This is a genomic window from Bacillus xiapuensis, from assembly GCF_002797355.1.
Taxonomy (GTDB): domain Bacteria; phylum Bacillota; class Bacilli; order Bacillales; family Domibacillaceae; genus Bacillus_CE; species Bacillus_CE xiapuensis.
In genome coordinates, this window is sequence record NZ_KZ454939.1 from 1634256 (window position 1) to 1655490 (window position 21235).

Below are 21235 nucleotides of genomic sequence, written 5' to 3' on the forward strand. Positions count from 1 at the left end.
CCATTTCTGTTTTGAACAGCCTTCAAGATGAGGGCATCTCATTGCCCCTCATAGGGCAGAACCTATAGTTCCCTATGCTGATTGACTATTACCATCAATCACAGGTGCACATCGAATATTCATAGCACCTACTAGATCACGATGTTTCTCGAATCCGCATTTACACTTGTATTTGCGGTCTTGTGCTTTGTTCTTTTCAGAACAGTTAGGACATGTTTGACTCGTATAAACAGGATTCACATATTCAACCTTAATGCCTTCTAACTTGGCCTTGTACTCAATAAATTGAGATAGACGATAAAAGGACCATGTATGCAAATTCTTTTCGTTTTTACGACTTGTTCTTGTCGTCTGTCTGATATTCGCTAATTGTTCTATACGAATGACAGAGATTTCATTTTCTTTAGCAAAATTAACAATCGCACGACTTACTTTATGGTCTTGATCTTTCATCCAACGCTGTTCCTTGTTTTTTGAACTGCGGATAGCATTTAATTTTTTCTTTTTGCCTAATGCTTTACGAACAGAACGAAACTTTCTCTTTTTATATTTATTCTGTCTGCCGTTACCAAAGAAACGCACTTTTCCGTCATCAGTTACTGCAACAGCCGGAACTTTTAAACCTAAGTCAACTCCCATAACCTTGAATCCCGTTTTTTGAGGAGTAGGCGTAGTGACAGAAATTTGTGCGATCCATTTATTTGACTTTTTCGTGATACGCAATGTGCCTAACTTATGTTTCAGCAAATTGAAATTTCGATTTTCCTTATCAATTAATAAAGCCCGAATAGGCGTTTTCTTGGCTTTACCGTCAATCATGATCGGCAGTGAAATATGAGTGAAGTCCAAAGAGTAGTTTTGGTTGTTCCAGATACACGTAGGTTTCTTTAAGACTGGAATGGTTTCAAGTTTTGTTTTCTTTGCCTTCTTGAAAACACTTTTCGCATCTTTAATTGCTTGGTTTTTCACCGCACTGGGCAAAGAAGCACCAATGTTTTTACTTGTTTTCTTAGTGCTTTTCTTTTCTTTTACCATTTCAGACACAAGATCGTTGATTGTTGAAATGTATGTTTTACTCATTTCGGTCAAAGTCAAATCCTGTTCTTTAGTAGGTAGCAATTTGATTTTTACAGTGATTGTTTGTGACATGATTTCACCCCCTTGTTTTTTGTTGTTCAACATATCGCTTTATAGTTTGACTTGATACGTTTCCAGCAGTAGAAACAAAATAAGAACGTGTCCACAAACTTGGCAGGTGTCGCAGGTGCGGAAATTCTTCTCGCAACTGTTTAGATGTCACTCCTTTGATTTTTGCCATGATGTTTGCAGGACTTAGTGTAGGTAGTACATTGAGAAACATGTGTGCATGGTCTTTGTCACATTCTAAAGCAATCACTTGTATTTTTAGTGGTTCGCATATTTCGTGCACCATTTCTTTGAATCTCTTTTCTACCTTGTTGTCAAGAAATATTTTTCTTCTGTATCGAGGACAAAACACCAAATGATAGTTAATGAATGATACGGTTGTAGTAGTTCTTCTATAATCTTCCATACTTATATTTTTATCAGTTTTCACTATAAACGACAACAAATATATATAAATAAATATAGTGGAGTTTTCCAATACTTGAAGTACCGCAAAACCTTACGGTTAAATGCGGTACTCCGTATTTGACCTCACTATCATCCCACGTCTAAAGACGGTCTGCGACCTGTGTGGGCTTTCTTGTTCGGAAAATCTGTAAAACAAGGTCTTTCCTTCTCAGCATGACTTGCAGCTCTTCTCTTTCTGAATGATTTTTCTTCAGGTTCGCCCATTATTTTTCTATTATGGATGCCTGCTTCACCAAGCCGGCTTACTTTAAGACGATTTCAGTTTAACAAAAGTAGAAAGGTATTCAACCGGACATATACCAAGCCGAGGATGACCTTCATAATAATAAATGGCATAGTCCTTCCAAGCATGGGTTTGAATATGCACTCTGTCCTGCTCGTTTTCCATGCTGACAAATTCACATTCTCTCTTCAGCAATTCCAGTAATTGAACACTTGTCTTTACTTGCTCTAAGCAACGGATCAAGTTCAATTTCTTTCCCTCCCACTTTTTCTTACGTAACACATTCTATATACCACAAGGCAATTCCTGTGATAAAATGTACCCTTTTTATTCTTTTTGAACATCGCCGCGAACCCGGCTGCGCGCAGCTTTGCTTTCTGTTACCCTGCTGCACTCTAGTTTACGATAACGAAACAAAAACATATTATAAAATTAATAAAAAAACTATTTTCAAATGAATTAAAATTATGTATGATATTATCAGATTTTCACGTAAACGATGGTGAATTAGGGAAGGCAAATGGTGCGCCACCAGCTTCTGCGCTGGTTCTAGTGGGTTCGATTCCCACCCCGAAATTTTTTATGAAAGCTATGAAAAATTTCGAGGGTGGAATTCGGGCGCTACAGGACCGAACTGCCCTCACATGGAGGGATTTATATGTTAAAAAAGCGCGATGTGCATGACAGCCATGTACTTTATGAATTAATGACGCATCCGGAAGTCTTCCCTTTTGTGCGTCAAAAAGCCTATTCCTATGAAGAATTTGTCTTCCTGACAAAGCAAACCATTGAAGCGGAAGAACGTGGAGAGCTGATTTCGCGGACTATTACGGATGAATGGGGCAACCCAATCGGCACGATTAATTTATATGATATCGACCAACAAGCGGGCTTTCTCGGCACTTGGATCGGCAAGCCCTATCACGGAAAAGGCTATAATGCCTTAGCCAAGGAAGCGTTTTTTCAAGAGCTGTTTTTTGAACTCGATATTCAGGCGGTCTTTATGCGAATCCGCAAAGTCAATGTCCGCTCATTAAAGGCCGCTGAGAAATTACCATACGCGACTTTGGCGAATGAATCTCGTCCAGCTATTTATGCTCAAATCAATGAGAAGGAAGAAGTGTATGATCTTTATGAAGTGTCTAAGGATTTATTCACTCTCTATGTCCTGCGCCAGTATCATGATACCGCTGATGAGCAAGCAATGGAAGCTTAATCTTGTATGTGCAGCTCGCCCCCTGCCAAACATTCTCTCATTTCACAGGACATGTGCTTCCAATGGCTCCATTCCCTTTTGACTGATTCCAAACCAAACCCTTCAGCGCCCGCTGAAGGGTTTTTCCAAGACATCCATCTGTTCCAGTTATACAGTTTCTTTTCTTTCTGTGATATAATTCTTTCATTCTGTCTTTTTATTACCTGATTTGAAAGGAGGATGGAAATGAAGCAAACATTTACAATGAAAGAAAAGGTTAAACAGTTTACAGTCATTTTAATCCCGATATTGATCACTCAATTAGGCATGATTTCTATGAATTTTTTCGATACGATGATGTCCAGCCGCTATTCAGCGGATCATTTAGCTGGTGTGGCCATCGGCTCTTCGCTGTGGGTTCCTGTGTTCACCGGTCTTAGCGGGATCTTGTTGTCAATGACGCCAATCGTGGCTCATCTTGTCGGAGCAGGGAAAAAAGAGCAAGTGCCCTTTTCTGTCATGCAAGGCATCTATGCTTCCAGCGCACTCGCCCTTGTCATCCTCATTCTTGGCAGCTTCGCGCTTGATCCTGTATTGCAGCTTATGGATCTTGAAGAGAATGTGCGAGCGATCGCTAAAGCCTATGTCATCGCCTTAGGCTTCGGTATAATTCCCGTTTTTATTTTTACTGTATTTCGCTGCTTTATCGATGCTCTCGGAATGACAAGAACATCCATGGTTGTCACACTGATCGCTTTACCGCTTAATGTAATATTTAATTATGCGCTAATTTTTGGAAAATGGGGATTTCCTGAGCTTGGCGGTGTGGGGGCCGGCTATGCCACCGCTCTTACCTATTGGTTAACAGCTCTCATTGCTGCTTGGATCATTCATCGCCAGCGCCCTTTTAGCGAATATAAAATCTTTCATTCTTTCCCGGCTATTTCATTGTCCAAGTGGAAGGAAATCTTTATGATTGGAGTTCCCATCGGTCTATCGATCTTTTTTGAGACGAGCATTTTCTCCGCTGTTACTTTATTTATGAGTGAATACAGCACGAATGTCATCGCCGCTCATCAAGTCGCCATTAACTTCTCTTCTATGCTGTATATGATTCCGTTAAGCATCTCCTTAAGCTTGACGATTGTGGTTGGCTTTGAGGTCGGAGCGAAACGCATGAGGGATGCCAAACTATACAGCTGGCTTGGGGTCAGCATGGCCGTATGCATCTCTTTATTGTGCACAATCATGCTGTTTTTGTTCAGGCAAGGAATTGCCGGCATTTACACCGATAATCAAGAAGTGCTGCAGCTAACGGCCCAGTTTCTGATATTCGCTGCCATCTTCCAATTATCAGATGCGGTTCAAGCTCCTGTGCAAGGGGCTTTGCGCGGCTATAAGGATGTAAATATGACCTTTATTATGACGATGATCAGCTATTGGATCATCGGCCTGCCTTTAGGATATTATTTGGCGAATTACAGCAGTTTAGAAGCTTTCGGCTACTGGATCGGCTTAATCTCCGGCCTAACGGCAGGCGCTGTCACGATGTCCTTCCGCCTGCTTTATGTCCAAAATAAAAAATACGGCTCCTCGCTTTCTTCCCGATAATAGCTTGGAGGCTGCATTAAAAACGAGACTGGGATATTACTAAGTTTGCTGTCATGAAAGCCGAATCATTGTGTGTAATAAAAACATGAGAAACAATAAAACCGAACTATTATGAAACTCTGAAGAAGAGCTCTAAATAATAGTTCGGCTTTTTTATGAGCTGAAAATCCTTTGTCCCGGCTTTTTAGACTGTTGACAAATGCTCTCCTGCATCATAGCCGGGCCCGAATTGGTGATTAATTTACCATTGTCCGCCAATTCATTCGGATTCTTAAAGCGCATTACAGAGATCGACCCAATATGACATTCTTCCGCTTTTTCGTCCTCAGCCAGTTAATATATCTTCCGCCGGGTATTGGTATTTGCTGTCTTGTTTGCGCGCAAGCATATATACGAAAGAAAGCGGACCTACTTTTCCGGTAATCATAATGGCGACAATTACTAATTTTCCGATGACTGAAAGAGATGATGTGATCCCCATCGATAAGCCGACCGTGCCAAATGCGGAAACGACCTCAAACATTAAAGGCAAAAATGGCAGCTCTTCCGTAATATTTAAAACGAGCACTCCCGTGACGACCACTAAGGAACTAACCGTTGTAATCGATAGAACCCTTAGCAAATGATCTGTTCGGATAGTGCGCTCAAATAGATGAACGGCTTTCTTCCCTTGCACATAAGTAAGCATACTGATAATTAATATCACAAAAGTCGTTAATTTAATCCCGCCTGCTGTAGAGCCGCTTCCTGCTCCGATAAACATCAGAATCATCAGAAAGAAAGCGGTCGAGCTGTCAATGCCGCTGATATCAATAGAATTAAAACCAGCTGTTCTCACTGAAATTGCTTGAAAATAGGAAGCCCAGAGCTGATCAGAAATCGGCATGGCTCCAATCGTTTTGGCATTGAGTGATTCAAATAAATAAAACAATTGAAAAGCGATTACGTTTACGATAACAGTCGCCGACAGCATCACTTTTGTATGAAGAGAAAACAGCCGCCATTTTCTTTTTTGCCACACATCGATTATCACCGTAAAGCCGATACCGCCTAATATGATCAAAGAAGTGATCGCAATATTCACGGCCGGGCTGCCGACATATCTGGACAAGCCATCCGGCCACAATGTAAAGCCGGCATTGTTAAAGGCCGATACCGCATGAAAAAACGAATAGAACATCCCCTGACGCCATCCCATTTCCGGCACCCATTTTGCTGCAAGTACGGCGGCAAATATCGCTTCAATGGTTAAGGAAAAAATAAATAGATATTTCACGAGGCGAATAACTCCGCCGACATGAACCTGATTAAGCGCCTGCTGCATGACGAGACGCTTTTTCAGTCCGATCTTCTTTCCGAGCATGATGAACAGCAGCATGCCAAAGGACATAATGCCCAGCCCGCCAACTTGAATTAACCCCATGATAACGATTTGCCCTGCCCTCGTAAAATGGCTGCCCGTATCCACCACGCCCAATCCTGTTACGGTCATCGCAGAAGCAGAGGTAAACAAAGCGTCGATCCAGCTAATTGGTGAATTTGTGGCAATCGGCAGCTTCAGCAAAACCGTTCCGAATAAAATACATGTACCGTAGACGGCCACAAGCAATGATGATGGTGATATTTTTATACTTTTCATCATTCAGCATCCTTCTTCTTTCTTAAAAATTGGCATAGAAAAAAACCGCGGCCTCTGCCATGGTTTCAGAAGCCTTCCCACTTGCTGACGAGGTTAGCTGTCGGATTCGGACTGGAAGGAAATGTCCGGCCAGTGTACTGGCTTCACCCCTGCAGATAAACGGCGTTGGTTCCCCCGCTCCATACGGATTAAGCAATGATTGATGTCCTTTTCGTTGAATGATCTCATTCTACCCCCAGCTGCATGTATTGTAAAGTTATTTTTTGTAAACAGCGCCTATGCAAAAAAGTCGGTGATAGGTGAAGAAGAGGAGAATGGCTGAATAATTAAAAGCTCAAACGGAAACCCGCTCAAGCCTTATTCCTGCCCAGTCTGCTTCTTAGCATGAAATATTTTCCCCAGCACATCCTGAGCGCCTGTGACTGGGATGATGCTGCCTGTGATAAAGCCTGATAAATCCGAGACTAAAAAGGAGACTACTCTCGCTACATCCTCCCCTGTTCCGTTACGGCCTACGGGGGCCGGTGAAGAAGAGCTGTGCATGGCTTCCGCAATCCCCGCTTCTTTCCAAGCACCTACAATATCTCCAGGGCAGACCATATTGGCGGTGATCCCGTTTTCCGCTTCTTCGATCGCTATAGTTCTCGTTAAAGAAGCCAGCCCCGTTTTAGCTGCTGCAAAAGAAGAACGATAAATCCATGCAGGCGCAGTCTCCACTCGGTCAAATCCAAAAGTTATGATTCGCCCCCAGCCCTGTTGGCGCATGTAAGGAAGGACGAGCTTCGTTAAATAGAATACGCTGTTTAGATTTCCGTTCATAATATATAGCCACTCATTCCATGAGTACTCATCCATTTTTTTTCTTTTTTTAATATAAGGACCCGCATTATGTATGACGATATCTATGCCGCCAAACCGGCTGACAGATTGGCGAATGAGGTTCTCACAATCTTCTTTTATCGAAATATCTCCCTGAACCGTAAGCGTCTGCACATTATACCGAATAGTCAGCTCTTTCGCTAAATCGTCTGCTTCTTTCTCGCTCGAACGGTAATTAATAATGATGTTGTATCCGTTCTCTGCTAAAGCGATGGCTGTTTTTTTGCCAATTCCTCTAGATCCGCCTGTTATGAGCGCTGTCTTTATATTCATGACATCCTCTCCATCACATAATAGTTATATTATCATAGTAAGCATCCTTTCAATATTATGCAAATTATATTTGTTGAAACAACAAAACACCGCGCGAATGCACGGTGTTTGTCTATTATTTTTTGATAAATTGCTGTGTCCAAACAGAACCTTCTTCTACATAGCCAACGCCGATATGAGTAAATTCTTTACTTAGGATATTCGCTCTGTGACCTGAGCTGTTCATCCATGCATTGACTACTTCTTCCGGCGTGCGCTGGCCTTTAGCGATATTTTCTCCTGCCGCGCGGTAATCAACTCCGAATTTCTTCATCATATCAAACGGAGAACCGTATGTTGGACTTGTATGAGAGAAGTAGTTGTTCGCACGCATATCTTCTGATTTCATTCTAGCAACCTTGCTTAATTCAGTATCAATCTGTAAAGCTGGCAGTCCTTGTTTAGCCCGCTCCTTATTTGTTAATTCAACCACTTGCTTCTCATAAGCATTTAATGCGGATTGTTGCTGCTCTTCAGCTGGCTTTGCTTCAGGTGCTGGTTTTGCTTCAGGTACTGGCTTTGCCTCCGGTACTGGCTTTGCTTCCGGTACTGGCTTTGCCTCCGGTACTGGCTTTGCTTCCGGTACTGGCTTTGCCTCCGGTGCTGGCTTTGCTTCCGGTACTGGTTTTGTCTCCGGTACTGGTTTTGCTTCCGGTACTGGTTTTGCTTCCGGTACTGGTTTTGCTTCGGCTACTGGTTTTGCTTCTAAAGCTTGTTTTTTCCACTGACCGTATGGGTTTTGCTTTATGAATTTATCCCAATTGAAATTTTTATGGGAGAAATGGGTGTGCCCTTTATAGGCAGAAGCGGGGCAGTTTACTTTGTATTTAACTTTTGGAGTTACCTCCTGCGCTTCTGTTTCATTTACAAATGGCGCTGCCAAAAGAGTGAATGATGCAGCTAACGATACGATTACTTTTTTGTTCATTGATCATTTCCTCCTGTCCTCTGTTTTTGACATATAAATCGTAGCATGATTTCTTTGTCATAAATGCGGTAAATAGCGGAAAGAAAACCAGCCCTTTTCTGAGAAAAGGGCTGGTTCGCTCATTTATGATACTTGCCATGATAAGAGCTGTTATATCAATGTTTAAAATTTTTTCTTTATTTGGCTTATCCCGTCATAGCTTCTTGGAGGTGGACGGATTGCTGAAAATTGGCAGCATTTTTCTCAGAATTGATTCATCTCTAAGTATGTTATTATATCAATTATGACAGAAAGATTACGAGATTAACGAGAATTTCTCATGCAGATGCAGCCTTTCACTTCCACCCCGTAGCGCTTAAGCATGCGAACCGCAACATTACATTCAATTGAATTGCCGGCGGCAATATATACTTTTTTCGCCGGAACATTGGCTGCATTACGTGAAATATAGCCGCAAGGCATTTGAATGGCTTGATGAAGTGGTAAATGATATGCGTCCTGATAATCTCTCACATCAATAATGGGGAAATGTCCCACCTCATCCAAATCAACTCGCTTGACCGAAACCGGCCAGTAACGATGAAATAGTACAGCCGATAAACTTATAACCGTAATGCTTAACATGATGATCAGCATATCAGCAGCTCCTTTCCGATTCATATTTTATACCGATCGGGGTATGATGATCAAGAAAAATGAACTGCATGATTTCTATTGTTCTAATGACTTCAGTTCAGCCTGCATGCTGTCTTTATTAAGATTCTCGCCAATGATCACCAAATTCCTTGGCATTTGAATTTCTTGAGCCATCCATAAAGGCATGCCGTACGAATATTGAAACAGCAGCGGATACTTAGCTGTGGTAACAGGAATATAACCTTTCATTCGGTAGACTTGTCCACTTAAATCCCGCAGCCACTGTTCAAAATCAGCCAATTTCACTTTGCCTGTAAAAGTATGGCTATATACAGTTAGATGCAAATGTTGATCAGCTTGAACCGCTCTGGTCTCCGCTTTCGCTGACATCGTCAGCTTCGACAGCTCCTCCATCGGCACTTGGGCTTTTGTCGTTAAGTAGATCGGTGCTTGCTGATTGATTTGCTGGATTTCATAGGAGATCAGCCCTTTTTCCATTTCAGTGACCAGATCTGTTTTATTCATAATTAATAAATCAGCATGTTTAATTTGTTCGTACATCAGCTGTAAAACAGCCGGGGATAAATTCATACGATTTTTCCAAATTAAGCAGTCTACAATTGAAATGATCCCCCTCCAATCGAGTTTTTCAGCAAATAGGGGAGACATAATGGCATCAATAGCCTCCACCGGGTGCGCCGCACCTGTTGTTTCAATAATTAAATCATCAAATTCTTCCGTCATCAGCAGCTCTTGCAGCTGCGCTTCCAGTTTGTCTTGAATCGTACAGCAAATACAGCCGTTTAACAATTCTTTTAACGGCGTGTCATCATCCACTTCATCTGAGTCAATAGAGACCGCTCCCAGTTCGTTCATTAAAACGGCTGGACGCCGGTTCTCTGATTTTAAATAGGGCAGCAGCTGTTTTAACAGCGTAGTTTTTCCGCTTCCTAGAAATCCGGAAATGACGTATACATGCTTTTTCATCTTGTACGCTCCTTTGTTTATACAATCAGTAAGCAGAAAAGGCTGCTTCAAAGGGAAGAGATCACTCCTTTGAACACAGCCTTCTGTAAAACGGCCGGGGGCTGCATTTCACAGTCAGCTCCCTCCGCTCTGTATATGGTGGTTCTTCTTGTTTTTCCAGCTTGCCCTTTTAAGCGCTAGCTCGCGCAGTTCAGCAAGTCTCAATTACTGTTTCGTCAGCATTTCAATAGCTTTCTGCTTTTGAGTGTCATTTTGTTGAATTTTATTTCTTAACTGATTCATCATTTGCAGTGCCGTTTCTCCCTTAATGCTTCCGGTTACCTCGATCCCTGCATTTGTTTGGAACGATTCTACGGCTGCTTTCGTTGCTTCATCAAAGAAGCCATCTTCTTTGCCCGGGTTAAATCCGAGGGCAGCCAGAATTTTTTCTGCGTTTTTCACCTCTTCAGAGAGGCTGTCCAACTTCAGCTCTTGATCGGGATTTACATAAGTTAAATTGGAATAGGCCGGCAGCTTCACTATTTTGTTTGGAGTCACTCCCTTTTTATGAATCCAATTTCCTTTCGGTGTCAGCCACTTGGCGCTCGTAAATTTAATATTAGAGTGATCTTCAAAATCCTCCGACGTTTGCACTGTGCCTTTACCGAATGTTTTTTCACCGATGATTGGAATACCTGCTGATTCTTTCATGGCAGCCGCAAATATTTCTGAGGCGCTGGCACTTCCATTGTCGACCAGAACGGCAACAGGAAGATCAAACTTTGGACGGCTGTCAGAAGTGAATTTTTGCCGTTTTCCCGCGTTGTCTTCCACTTGAAATAGCACTTTTCCCTCAGGAACGAACATATTCGTTATTTCCACTGCCTGATCTAATAAGCCTCCTGGGTTTTGACGCAAATCAAGTACAAGTGATTTCATTCCTTTAGCTTTCAGATCCTTCATCGCCTTCTTCAATTCTGCGGCTGTACGATCGGAAAAGCTGGTGATCTGGATATGAGCCACTTTTTGTCTATCCATTTTTGCATAGACGGTTTCCATAGGAATCTTATCGCGTGTAATCGTGATCTCAAGCGGCTCTTTAGAACCCGCGCGCTGAATTTTCAGTTTGACTTTTGTTCCTTTCTCCCCGCGAATCATCATCAAGGCTTTAGAGCCGCTCATTCCTTGAACGCTCTTTCCATCAATTCCGATAATGCGGTCATTCGGTCGCAAACCGGCTTTTTCGGCTGGTGAGCCTTTAATCGGTGACACGATGAGAATGGCGTCATCTTCTTCTTTTATTTCGGCCCCTATCCCTTCAAAGGAAGAGGAAACGTTTTCGTGAAATTTCTTAGCTTCCTTCTCATTCATATAATCCGAGTAAGGATCGTCCAATGAATCCAGCATTCCGTTAATGGCGCCCTCTATAAGCTTATCTTGATCAATATCTTTATAATAATTTTTCTCTAATTTGTCGTAAGCTTGATATAATTTATCAAATTCAGAACGTGGCGCCATGCCTACTTCCGTTGCTTTTTCATCTCCGAAAGCAAGAGCAATCGTTGTAATAGCTGCTGATGCGAAGACGAGGAAAAATACAAGCATCACAAAATGAAATTTCTTTATCCTAATATAGGGAGACGTTCGCTTGTCCTCAGACTGTTCCGTTTGATTCTCTTCCAAAATGCTCACCGCTTTCCATGCTTAAATATCGCTTTATTCAACTCTTTCATTCTAACAGTTTTTCTGTTAATACAAAAGAAAAAACTCCCCATGCTGTGATGAAGAGCTTATCGGGACTTTATGTGTGCCATGAAGACTGAGCAGCTTTTACTGGGTTGGATCTTTAGACCGCTTAACTGAATAAGCGGTCCAATTCGCTAGATTTTTTCTGCATTTTGAAAATATTCCTCTAGCGCCCAGCCATTTTCATAGATTTCTTTCGCTGCTTTTTCGCCTACATAACGAAAATGCCAAGGCTCAAACATATACTTGGTTACCGCTTCTTTATCTTTCGGATAACGCAAAATGAATCCGTAATGATGAGCATTTTCTGCCAGCCATTGGCCTTCTTCCGTCTTTTCAAATGATTGAACTAGATCAAATTGGACGCTTTGCGCCGAAACATCCATTGATAAGCCGGTTTGATGCTCGCTCTGCCCTGGAGGAGCCACAGCTTCCAATGCTTTTTCTTTTCCAACTTGCGCCGTTTGATTCGCCAATATTTGCACTTGGCGGTCATAAGAGCGGTAGCCAGAAACAGCAAACAAATGAATGCCTTCTTTCTCCGCTCCCTGAAACAATTTTTCAAGAGCGTCTGCTGCCGGTTTTCTTAAATAGCTCTTTTCAATATCTTGATTGCCGAAAGAAAAAGGAACATTCGGTCTAACTAAATCAGCCGGCTCATAATCGCCCGGCAAATAATAATCTTTATTGACTAATGCAATAAGGTTCTCAGGATTGCCGATGACTGCTTTGCCATCCACCTGCTTTACTTGATTGAAATACACAGCATCAAGCTGAGGGCCTGAAGGTTGTTTTTCCTTTGCTTCTTCTTTTTTCGTTTCAGCGGACTGCTCCTCCTTTTTCGGTTCGTCAGCCTGCTGGCAGCCGCCAAGAAGCAATGCGGCTGAAAGCAATATTCCTGCTTTCTTCATCATTTCACCTTGTTTCTTCCATTGATTGTGTAAAATTTCTGCGAGGCATCCCGGCCAAGCGTGACCGTTTGATTTATACTATTCTAGAACCGCCGCTTCCAAAGCGACTTCAATCATTTCATTAAAGGTTGTTTGCCGCTCTTCAGCTGACGTTTCTTCACCCGTTATAATATGGTCGCTGACCGTTAATATGGAGAGTGCTTTTCGATCATATTTCGCAGCCAGTGTGTATAATGCAGCCGTCTCCATTTCGATGGCTAAAATGCCATAGTCCGCCCATTTCTGATGCTCGGCATAATCATTATAAAACATATCCGCTGTAAAGACATTGCCCACTTTCAGCTGCAGGCCTTTTTCAGTTCCGGCGTCAAATGCTTTCTTTAATAAGTCCCAGTTCGCTGTTGGCGCATAATCGACTCCCTTGAATATAAAACGGTTCATTTGTGAGTCGGTGGAAGCGCTCATCGCCAGAATTACGTCGCGCACTTTGACGTCCTTTTGCAGCGCTCCGCACGTTCCTACACGTATCAGATTTTGCACATTATAGCTTTGCATTAATTCATTAATGTAGATGGAGATGGACGGCACACCCATTCCGGTTCCTTGAACGGACACTTTCTTCCCTTTGTATGTGCCTGTAAATCCCAGCATATTGCGTACTCTATTATAGCAAACCGGATTGTCTAAGAAGGTTTCCGCAATGTATTTCGCCCGCAAAGGATCTCCTGGAAGAAGAACTGTGTCGGCAATTTCATTAGCTTTGGCCTCAATATGTATGCTCATCATTATGACCTCCTGAATGATATTCGTCCACCACCATTCTATGTTTTTTTGGCAAGGTTTGCAATCATTTCATGCATTCCGCCCGTATTCTTACAGATGGCGGGAGATGGCTCCTCTTAATTTTTCCTGAAAATTCGCAAGATCGCTGTCGGTGATGGTCAGTCTTATATGGCTTTCATCCATTTCGAATGCTTCTGATAAAAAGCCGCGAAAGCCTCTCGCCTTCCTGTCTATTTCCATCAGCAGCTCCGCTGAATGTTCTGTTTGTGAGAGAAAAATGATTTCTAATTCATCAAGACGGCCGCGAAACAACCCTCTCATCGGCACAAATTCAAATTCCTGAACAAATGGATAACGACTGCCGATCTTCAGGGAAGCTTGTTCGCATTCCACTTTTCTCAAGCGGAAACCGAGCTGCTCTACTTGTTCCAACACATGGGAGACCAATTTAGTCGGACGAATATCAATATAATCTTTGTCTTCCGGGTCAACTGCATTTTTAATGTCCAATCCCGTACCTACCCAGACACGTGTGTTTCCGTATGTAATCGGCGTGTCTTCAGGAAGCTCAATAGAAAACGGAATGGACTTCGTTTCATTGGCCCCAATCGTAAACGGATCGTTTATTTTTTGTTTTTTTACCGCTGCATAATCTGTGTATTTCTTATCATCTGCTTCGCGGATATAAGTCGTGTACAGCGTCAAATAAATCGAATCAATTCGCTGCTCAATATTCCCTCCGGTTACTTCAATCTTTCCGTTGATCACCTCTCCCGCTGTATATTCCGACTTTTCTAATTTAGTATCCACCTTTGCTCCACCTATTCCAAAACTCGCCAGCACTTTGTTAAAAAATGACATAGGGCAGTCCTCCTAAATAAATTAATTTCTCATTATGATGTATACGTTGATCTCTACTTAAAAGTTTCCTTCAAAGAAAAAAAGAAGCGGCATTCCGTTCACCCTTCCTCTTCTTCATATTTAGCCCATGCTTCATCAAAGATCGACATGCTTGGCAAATAGGAGCCGTTCAATTCCAAATAGCGGCTTAACCGATCATAGTTGCATTCGTCTTTCGGAAAGCTATGGTCTTTAAAGGCCTGGTTGGCGAAATCAGCAATCCCATCTCTCGGCGGATACTCCCGGTATTTCAATAAATAATGATAAAAGGATTTTTTCACATTGTTTCCCCCTTTTCCATTCAATATAAATGAATCAGCATAGAAAATAAAGAGATATCAGATGACCATTACAATCATCTGATATCTCTTTATTCTTCTTCAAACAGAGCACTCCATTCTCCGTATCCGGCTGCTTCTAATTGATCTTTGGGAATGAACTTAAGTGCCGCCGAATTAATGCAGTAACGGAGACCATTAGGTGCCGGCCCATCATTAAATACATGGCCAAGATGAGAGTCAGCATGCCGGCTGCGCACTTCCGTCCGAATCATATTATGGGTTAAATCTTGCTTTTCTACGATGTCACTGTCATCTATAGGCTTCGTAAAGCTTGGCCAGCCGCAGCCCGCATCAAATTTATCCTTGGAGCTAAACAGCGGCTTTCCCGACACGATATCGACATAAATCCCCTCTTCGAATGTATTCCAGTATTCATTGTGAAAAGGCGGTTCCGTGCCATTCTTTTGCGTGACTTCATATTGCACGGCATTCAATCGCTTTTTCAGTTCAGCCTGATCTCTCTTCATCTTAATCCTCCTTCCAGTGGCTGCGAATAAAGGCGGCCCGTCCCGATCCTTCATGATAAGCCTGGTAGCGGTTAGGGTGTTTTTTGTAATAATCCTGATGATGCTCTTCTGCAGGGTAGAATACTTGGGCCGGCAAAATTTCTACGGCCACCGGCTTACGAAAGCGACCGCTCTCATCAAGCTGCTGTTTGGATTCTTCCGCCAGCTGGCGCTGTTCGTCCGAATGATAGAAGATAGCCGGGCGATAAGATGAGCCTCTGTCGTAAAACTGCCCTCCGGCATCGGTCGGGTCAATCTGTGCCCAATACAATTCCAGCAGCTTTTTATATGGAAAAACAGCGGGATCATAGGTGATTTGCACCGCCTCATAATGACCTGTCGTACCGTTGCAAACTTCTTCATAGGTAGGGTTTTCTTTTAACCCTCCCGTATAGCCTGACACCACTTTCTTAATACCTGGCTGCTCATCGAATGGTTTGACCATGCACCAAAAACAGCCACCTGCAAACGTCGCGTGTTCCTCCATTTTCTTCACCTCTCTATGTCATATATCCTCATTTTACCTGTTTTCATATGAAAGAGAAAAACATTTGCATACTAGAAAGCCCGGTTTATACCTCTATGCCAATCATAAAAACCAAATATCAGCAAGACTGCTGCTGTCTTGCTGATGGAGGTACCCTTGTGGCTCGCCAGATGTTCCGGAACCCTTCACAAGGGCTGTCCGGATCCCCTTTTACTGCTCTTTTGCAGGCAGCATCAGCGTAAACCGAATATCATCTTTCTTCAAATCAAATCGTTCTGCCCTCGCTTGCAGCCCGCTGTCTAATTTCATTTTGTCCAATGACAAATAAATCATTTTATCATTTGGCAGGATCTGCACCCAATCCGGAAGCGAATAATTATCTCTTGCTGCTTTCAAGACATAAGAGACCGGAAGATTGATTTTGCCGACTTTTAGCTCTTTTTGTTTTAACACGATATTTCCGTTTTTTAATGCTTTCGGCTCAAAGGTCATTTTATAATCTATTCTTTCGGAAAAAACAGAGACATGCCCGTACATTTCCACCTGATCGCGCAAATAAACATTATAATCAACGGGCAAGTTGTTGTTTATTCCTTTCTTCATGTACTTGTTGATTAACTGATTTAAATCCTCTTTATTAGCCTGCACATGAAATTTCACGTTCTCTTTTCCAGGAGCCGTCTGTCTGATCGGCTGATCCTTAATTGGTGAAAGGATTCCTGCTAATAGTATCGCCACAATTAATACATTGATAGCTAGCAATCCTATAAAAGCGTGCTTCCATCCTAATTTCATTGCTTATCTCCCATTCACAAACATGATTTTATCATTCGTTAATTCCGCTAATTTATCGCCTTTCATCGTTTGAAAAATCTTCTTGGCCATCCGCTCATAGCCGCGGTCATTGGGATGAAAATAATCTTTATATAATAAATTCTCGTCAGAATCTCTAAAAATATCATCCACAGCGACAAAGCAGGTTTGATTGTATTTCTCCACCGTGCTCTTTCCGGAGGCGTTCCAATCCTTTAAAATTTCATCTACTTCCTTCACCCCTGCCAGGACATTCATAAACGGATTGTAAAGTCCAACCAGCACGATGCCGGCCTCATTGTTGTTTTTTCTGATCGATTCTATAATCTGTTCCAGCTTTCGCTCAAACACTTTTCTTTCTGCATTAAACTTTTTGACGTCTAAATCGGTAAAATTCTCTTTAAATACTTTCATGATATCATTGCCGCCAATCGTCATAATGACGATATCCGCTTGCTTGATCGCCCGCTTCACTTTCCTCTCCTGCAGCCTTTCAAGCAGCTGATCTGTTCTGTTGCCTTTCACACCGTAATTCGTAAACTCCACCTGCCTTATTTCTTTCAGCTTCTCCAAGTCTTTAGCCAAATAAGGCACATACCCGCCGCTGTTCGTACTGTCTCCCACTCCTTCAGTTAAAGAGTCTCCTATGGAAACTACACGAAGGTCTTTAGGAAGCCATTGTTTCATGTTGCTTTCCTGCCCTGAACAGCCAGACAAGCTAAGCATGAAAACAAAGACAAGAATCCACGCTTTCTTCAAGTCTCTCACCCCGCTGCTTAAACTTCTCCTATTATCCCATTATAGCACATCCCTATGCCATGATCGCCTATACAAGTTCTTTGGTTTCGCCCATTTTGTGTTGTATAATGAGATGGATTACGATCATATATTGAAAAGGAGTTTTTTTATGCGAGCACTAATGTACTTAGCCGTGCTTGGCGGCTTGCTGCTGATAGCCGGCTGTTCTTCGGCATCTGATAAAGCAACGGAAAACAAGCAGGCGAAAGAGCAAGATACGGAATCTCATGCGCTGCATACCTTACCTAATGGAGATCTTCAAGAAACCACCGCATCCGCTGAAGAGATGCCTAATTTTTTGAAAGATAAAGAGGAGCAAATGCAATCCATTTACTTAGCTGCCGCACAAAACCCTGAGGTCTTGCAATTCATGCCATGCTATTGCGGCTGCGGGGAATCGGCTGGCCATAAAAGTAACTTGAACTGCTTTGTCGGTGAGATAAAGGAGGATAAGGTCGTTTGGGACGATCATGGCACACGCTGCGGTGTCTGTCTCGAAATTGCGGCAGAATCTGTACTAATGCACAAAGAAGGAAAAGCGCTGAAGGAGATTCGCAAATATATCGATCAAAAATACCAACAGGGATATGCTAAACCGACACCAACACCAATGCCTGCTTAACTGAATCTTTCCCAGACGGGATTAAACCCGCGAATGCCAACAAAAAAATGAACAGCTCCACCCTAAAAAGACTGTCCTGTATTATGAGGGACAGTCTTTTCTCTCTGCTTACTTAGCCCAGTACATAAAACCGATCGCGCCTAAACCGGTGTGAGTTGAGATAACCGGTGTCGTCGTTTCGATTTCTATCTCACCAAAGCCGGTCAATTCATAAATCTTTTCCTTCAGCTTATGCGCCAATTCGTGTCCGCCTGCATGAACCAACCCTACTTTTAATAACTGTTTCCCTTTCAGTTCTTCCATCAGCTGATTGGTTAAGAACTTGACTACTTGCGCATGGCTGCGCACCTTGGTAACCGGGGTTAATTCGCCCGTATCCAGATTGGCAATCGGCTTAATATTCAACAGGGAGCCGATGAAGCCCTTCGCTTTGCCGATTCTGCCGCCTTTGACCAGATTTTCAAGCGTATCGACCACAACATAAAGCTTGGTCTGTGAGCGAATTTCACTCAGCTTGGCGATAATGTCCTCAACGCTGCAGCCAGTTTCAGCCATCTTAGCTGCTTCAATCACCTGAAATGAAAGAGCTCTTGAAATGTAGCAGGAGTCGATAACTGTGACATCCGCCTCACTCATCTCTGCTGCTTGCTCAGCTGTGCGCACCGTTCCGCTCATCTTGCCCGTCATATGAATCGATAGAATCTTGCTTCCATCTTTCCCTAATTCGTTATAAATTTCTACAAAACGTCCCACAGGGGGCTGAGAGCTTTTCGGGAGCTCCGCCGCCCGTTCCATCCGCTTTAAAAATTCATCCGGGGAGATATCCACCCCGTCCAAATAGGACTCTCCGTCTATAAAAAGCGTTAAAGGAATCTTAGTAATCCCATATTTATTTAGTACTTCTTCCCTTAGATCCACTGATGAATCCGTAACAATTTTAATTTTTTGCAATCCTTCACACGTCCTAACTATCGCAATCAATCTCTTGCCATTATACCGTTAATTCATACGAAGTAAAACAAGATTTTGGACTTTTCCTCTTAAACTCTTATTTCATTTGACTTAACGACATTTGAATCAATTGCTGCGTATGGGCAGCCACCTTCTTTAATTCATATTCTTCAAAAATATCAGGATCCAGCGCCGGCAGAATTTCTATTACAATTTGAGCTGGGGTCAGCTTTTTACGGTTATTCTTCTCAAAGATATGAGAAGTGCCTTTAATGGCAATGGGCACAATTGGAATGCGCGCTTCTTTCGCCATGCGAAACGCACCTGATTTAAATGGCTTCAGTTCTCCCCCCTTGCTTCTGGTTCCTTCCGGGAAGATCAGCAGACTGTGGCCGCTTTTTAATATTTGAATGCCGTCTCGCAGCATTTTTACGGCATCACGCCGATTTTCCCGATTAATATAAATGCAATGAAGTGCTTCCATCCAATCACGGATGATCGGTACTTTTTTCATTTCCACCTTTGATATAAATCCAAACGGCTTTTCAATATAACCGAGCAATGCCGGCACATCAAAATCCCCTTCATGATTGCTCACGAAAAGCACCGCTCCTTCAGGCAAATGCTCCTGCCCGCTGATCGAAACACCCGATCCCGTTTGCCTGACGACCGACCGCGCCCAGCGCTTGGGCAATTCATGGATTTGCTTATCATATTCTGCTTTATGGCTTTGTGCCAATGCTTTATTTCTCCGCAAAGTCGGCAAACTTCCAACTAGCGTTCCCATTAAGAATAGAACAAAATATATGATCCGAAACATCTTTCTCCTCCTGCCAGCCCTGCTAAAAGTAAGAAAAAAAGCAGAACCGCTCTGCTATTTATGTCTTTCTTTCATATATCCGAGATTGATAATCATACGGATTTTTCTCATTTTTAGGACCTTGCTTAACTGACACAGCGGTCCATTCCTTCCAGTTGATTTCGTCCGGGAAGTATGTATCTCCTTCAAATTCTTCCTCAATGACCGTCACATATAGACGATCGGCAAACGGCAGCAGCTGTTTAAAAATTTCCGCTCCTCCCGTAACGAACCATTCTCCGCCATTTTCGGCTTTAGCCATTAATTCATCAGCTGAATGAATGACCGTGCAGCCTTCCGCCTGATAGCTTGGATCGCGGGTTAAAATGATGTTCTCGCGGCCGGGAAGCGGCTTTCCGATCGACTCGTACGTTTTTCTTCCCATGACAATCGGATGTCCGAGCGTCGTTTCTTTAAAAAACTTTAAATCTTCCGGCAGTCGCCAAGGAAGCCGATTGTTGCTGCCGATTAAACCGTTTTTATCCATGGCCCAAATAAATGAAATCATGCCATCCTTCCTTTCTGTCACTACACAGCTACCGGTGCTTTAATAGCCGGATGCGGATCATAGCCCTCAAGTGAAATATCTTCCATATCAAACTCAAAAACAGAGGATTTATCCGGATTTAATCTTAATTTTGCAGGCGGCTTTGGTTCCCGCTGCAGCTGTGTTTTCACCTGTTCGATGTGATTGGTATAAATATGAGCGTCGCCAAGCGTGTGAATAAATTCACCAGGCGCTAAGCCGCATTCATGCGCCACTAGGCATGTTAATAAAGCATAGCTGGCGATATTGAACGGCACGCCCAAGAAAACGTCCCCTGATCGCTGATACAGCTGGCAGGATAGCTTTCCTTCCGCTACATAGAATTGAAACAACGTATGGCATGGCGGCAAAGCCATCGAAGGGATGTCTTCTGGATTCCAAGCAGACACAATCAGCCGGCGAGAGTCCGGATTGGTCTTAATCATGCGGATTACATTTTGCAGCTGATCAATTGTTTCTCCCTGCGTTGTCTTCCAGGCGCGCCATTGGCTGCCGTACACGTCTCCGAGTTCCCCGTAAACCTTAGCGAACGCCTCATCCTTTATTATTTTTTCTTTAAACAGCTGCATTTGCTGTTGATATTGTTCATTGAACACAGGATCCTCTTGCGCCCGCAAACCAAAATCGGTCATATCCGGTCCTTGATAATCGCTGCTTTCCACCCAGTTTTTAAAGGCCCACTCATTCCATATATTGTTATTATGCTGCAATAAATAACGAATGTTCGTGTCCCCTTTAATAAACCATAATAGCTCGCTTACAATTAAGCGAAAGGGGATCCGTTTTGTCGTCAATAGCGGAAATTCTTCCTGTAGCTGAAAACGCATTTGATAGCCGAAAGTGGAAAGGGTTCCCGTTCCGGTCCGATCTGACTTTCTCACTCCATTCGCTAAAATCTCACGGCAAAGAGTTAAGTATTGCTGTTCGTTTTGGCTCAAGCTGTTCACTCCTATCCATTATTACCATTC

At 42.8% G+C, this 21235-nt stretch carries 24 protein-coding genes and 1 riboswitch; of the genes, 3 read left to right on the forward strand and 21 right to left on the reverse strand.

What is annotated here, in order from left to right; all coding sequences use genetic code 11:
• Positions 1–72: 72 nt before the first annotated feature.
• From CEF20_RS08090 to CEF20_RS08100, 3 genes are all read right to left on the reverse strand, one after another.
• Complete coding sequence (locus CEF20_RS08090; protein ID WP_100331327.1) at positions 73–1149, reverse strand: RNA-guided endonuclease InsQ/TnpB family protein; 1077 nt, start codon at positions 1147–1149, stop codon at positions 73–75.
• A 4-nt stretch (positions 1150–1153) separates the two neighbouring features.
• Positions 1154–1552 (reverse strand): IS200/IS605 family transposase, encoded by a 399-nt coding sequence (gene tnpA / locus CEF20_RS08095; protein WP_100332047.1) that lies wholly within the window; start codon positions 1550–1552, stop codon positions 1154–1156.
• Positions 1553–1861: 309 nt separating this feature from the next.
• Positions 1862–2086: a hypothetical protein gene (locus CEF20_RS08100; protein ID WP_100331328.1), complete on the reverse strand. Its 225-nt coding sequence runs from the start codon at positions 2084–2086 to the stop codon at positions 1862–1864.
• Positions 2087–2495: 409 nt separating this feature from the next.
• Between CEF20_RS08100 and CEF20_RS08105 the strand changes: the two genes are divergently transcribed.
• The gene (locus tag CEF20_RS08105) at positions 2496–3053 is read left to right on the forward strand and encodes a GNAT family N-acetyltransferase (RefSeq protein ID WP_100331329.1); all 558 of its coding nucleotides are present in this window, start codon (positions 2496–2498) and stop codon (positions 3051–3053) included.
• Positions 3054–3278: 225 nt separating this feature from the next.
• Positions 3279–4643, forward strand: coding sequence for an MATE family efflux transporter (locus CEF20_RS08110; protein WP_100331330.1), 1365 nt, complete (start codon positions 3279–3281; stop codon positions 4641–4643).
• Positions 4644–4968: 325 nt separating this feature from the next.
• On the opposite strand, the gene CEF20_RS08115 is transcribed toward CEF20_RS08110, so the two are convergent.
• The 14 genes from CEF20_RS08115 to CEF20_RS08180 all read right to left on the reverse strand — a co-directional run bounded on the left by CEF20_RS08115 (position 4969) and on the right by CEF20_RS08180 (position 17177).
• Positions 4969–6282 carry a TrkH family potassium uptake protein gene (locus tag CEF20_RS08115; protein WP_100332048.1) on the reverse strand — a complete coding sequence of 438 codons (1314 nt, stop codon included), beginning with the start codon at positions 6280–6282 and terminating at the stop codon, positions 4969–4971.
• 67 nt (positions 6283–6349) lie between these two features.
• A riboswitch (cyclic di-AMP (ydaO/yuaA leader) is annotated at positions 6350–6487 on the reverse strand.
• A gap of 152 nt (positions 6488–6639) precedes the next feature.
• Positions 6640–7434, reverse strand: coding sequence for an SDR family oxidoreductase (locus CEF20_RS08120; protein ID WP_100331331.1), 795 nt, complete (start codon positions 7432–7434; stop codon positions 6640–6642).
• 115 nt (positions 7435–7549) lie between these two features.
• Positions 7550–8401: a CAP domain-containing protein gene (locus CEF20_RS08125; protein ID WP_100331332.1), complete on the reverse strand. Its 852-nt coding sequence runs from the start codon at positions 8399–8401 to the stop codon at positions 7550–7552.
• Between the two features lie 303 nt (positions 8402–8704).
• Entirely contained in the window at positions 8705–9037 is a 333-nt protein-coding gene (locus CEF20_RS08130; protein ID WP_100331333.1) for a hypothetical protein, read from the reverse strand.
• A 75-nt stretch (positions 9038–9112) separates the two neighbouring features.
• Positions 9113–10024: a CobW family GTP-binding protein gene (locus CEF20_RS08135; RefSeq protein ID WP_100331334.1), complete on the reverse strand. Its 912-nt coding sequence runs from the start codon at positions 10022–10024 to the stop codon at positions 9113–9115.
• Positions 10025–10228: 204 nt separating this feature from the next.
• A complete protein-coding gene (locus CEF20_RS08140) occupies positions 10229–11695 on the reverse strand; it encodes a lmo1851 family serine protease (protein ID WP_332849194.1) in 1467 nt (488 codons plus the stop codon).
• Between the two features lie 188 nt (positions 11696–11883).
• On the reverse strand, positions 11884–12660 hold the full coding sequence (locus CEF20_RS08145) for a M15 family metallopeptidase (protein ID WP_100331335.1): 777 nt from the start codon (positions 12658–12660) through the stop codon (positions 11884–11886).
• Between the two features lie 78 nt (positions 12661–12738).
• Positions 12739–13443 carry a purine-nucleoside phosphorylase gene (deoD, locus tag CEF20_RS08150; protein WP_100331336.1) on the reverse strand — a complete coding sequence of 235 codons (705 nt, stop codon included), beginning with the start codon at positions 13441–13443 and terminating at the stop codon, positions 12739–12741.
• 90 nt (positions 13444–13533) lie between these two features.
• Positions 13534–14304: a sporulation protein gene (locus CEF20_RS08155; RefSeq protein ID WP_100331337.1), complete on the reverse strand. Its 771-nt coding sequence runs from the start codon at positions 14302–14304 to the stop codon at positions 13534–13536.
• A gap of 98 nt (positions 14305–14402) precedes the next feature.
• Complete coding sequence (locus CEF20_RS08160; RefSeq protein ID WP_100331338.1) at positions 14403–14624, reverse strand: YozE family protein; 222 nt, start codon at positions 14622–14624, stop codon at positions 14403–14405.
• An 89-nt stretch (positions 14625–14713) separates the two neighbouring features.
• Positions 14714–15151, reverse strand: a complete 438-nt coding sequence (gene msrB / locus CEF20_RS08165) for a peptide-methionine (R)-S-oxide reductase MsrB (RefSeq protein WP_100331339.1) — start codon at positions 15149–15151, stop codon at positions 14714–14716.
• A gap of 1 nt (position 15152) precedes the next feature.
• Entirely contained in the window at positions 15153–15677 is a 525-nt protein-coding gene (msrA, locus tag CEF20_RS08170) for a peptide-methionine (S)-S-oxide reductase MsrA (protein WP_100331340.1), read from the reverse strand.
• Positions 15678–15887: 210 nt separating this feature from the next.
• Positions 15888–16472: a YpmS family protein gene (locus CEF20_RS08175; protein WP_100331341.1), complete on the reverse strand. Its 585-nt coding sequence runs from the start codon at positions 16470–16472 to the stop codon at positions 15888–15890.
• A 3-nt stretch (positions 16473–16475) separates the two neighbouring features.
• The gene (locus CEF20_RS08180; RefSeq protein WP_232713405.1) at positions 16476–17177 is read right to left on the reverse strand and encodes an SGNH/GDSL hydrolase family protein; all 702 of its coding nucleotides are present in this window, start codon (positions 17175–17177) and stop codon (positions 16476–16478) included.
• 220 nt (positions 17178–17397) lie between these two features.
• On the opposite strand from CEF20_RS08180, the gene CEF20_RS08185 reads away from it, so the two are divergent.
• Complete coding sequence (locus CEF20_RS08185) at positions 17398–17910, forward strand: PCYCGC motif-containing (lipo)protein (RefSeq protein WP_100331343.1); 513 nt, start codon at positions 17398–17400, stop codon at positions 17908–17910.
• Positions 17911–18018: 108 nt separating this feature from the next.
• Here CEF20_RS08185 and CEF20_RS08190 read toward each other — a convergent pair whose 3' ends face one another.
• The 4 genes from CEF20_RS08190 to CEF20_RS08205 form a co-directional block, all read right to left on the reverse strand.
• Positions 18019–18861 (reverse strand): DegV family protein, encoded by an 843-nt coding sequence (locus tag CEF20_RS08190; RefSeq protein WP_100331344.1) that lies wholly within the window; start codon positions 18859–18861, stop codon positions 18019–18021.
• Positions 18862–18958: 97 nt separating this feature from the next.
• Entirely contained in the window at positions 18959–19681 is a 723-nt protein-coding gene (locus CEF20_RS08195) for a lysophospholipid acyltransferase family protein (protein ID WP_100331345.1), read from the reverse strand.
• A 58-nt stretch (positions 19682–19739) separates the two neighbouring features.
• Positions 19740–20228 (reverse strand): dihydrofolate reductase, encoded by a 489-nt coding sequence (locus CEF20_RS08200; RefSeq protein WP_100331346.1) that lies wholly within the window; start codon positions 20226–20228, stop codon positions 19740–19742.
• A gap of 20 nt (positions 20229–20248) precedes the next feature.
• The gene (locus CEF20_RS08205; protein ID WP_100331347.1) at positions 20249–21205 is read right to left on the reverse strand and encodes a thymidylate synthase; all 957 of its coding nucleotides are present in this window, start codon (positions 21203–21205) and stop codon (positions 20249–20251) included.
• Positions 21206–21235: the final 30 nt, after the last annotated feature.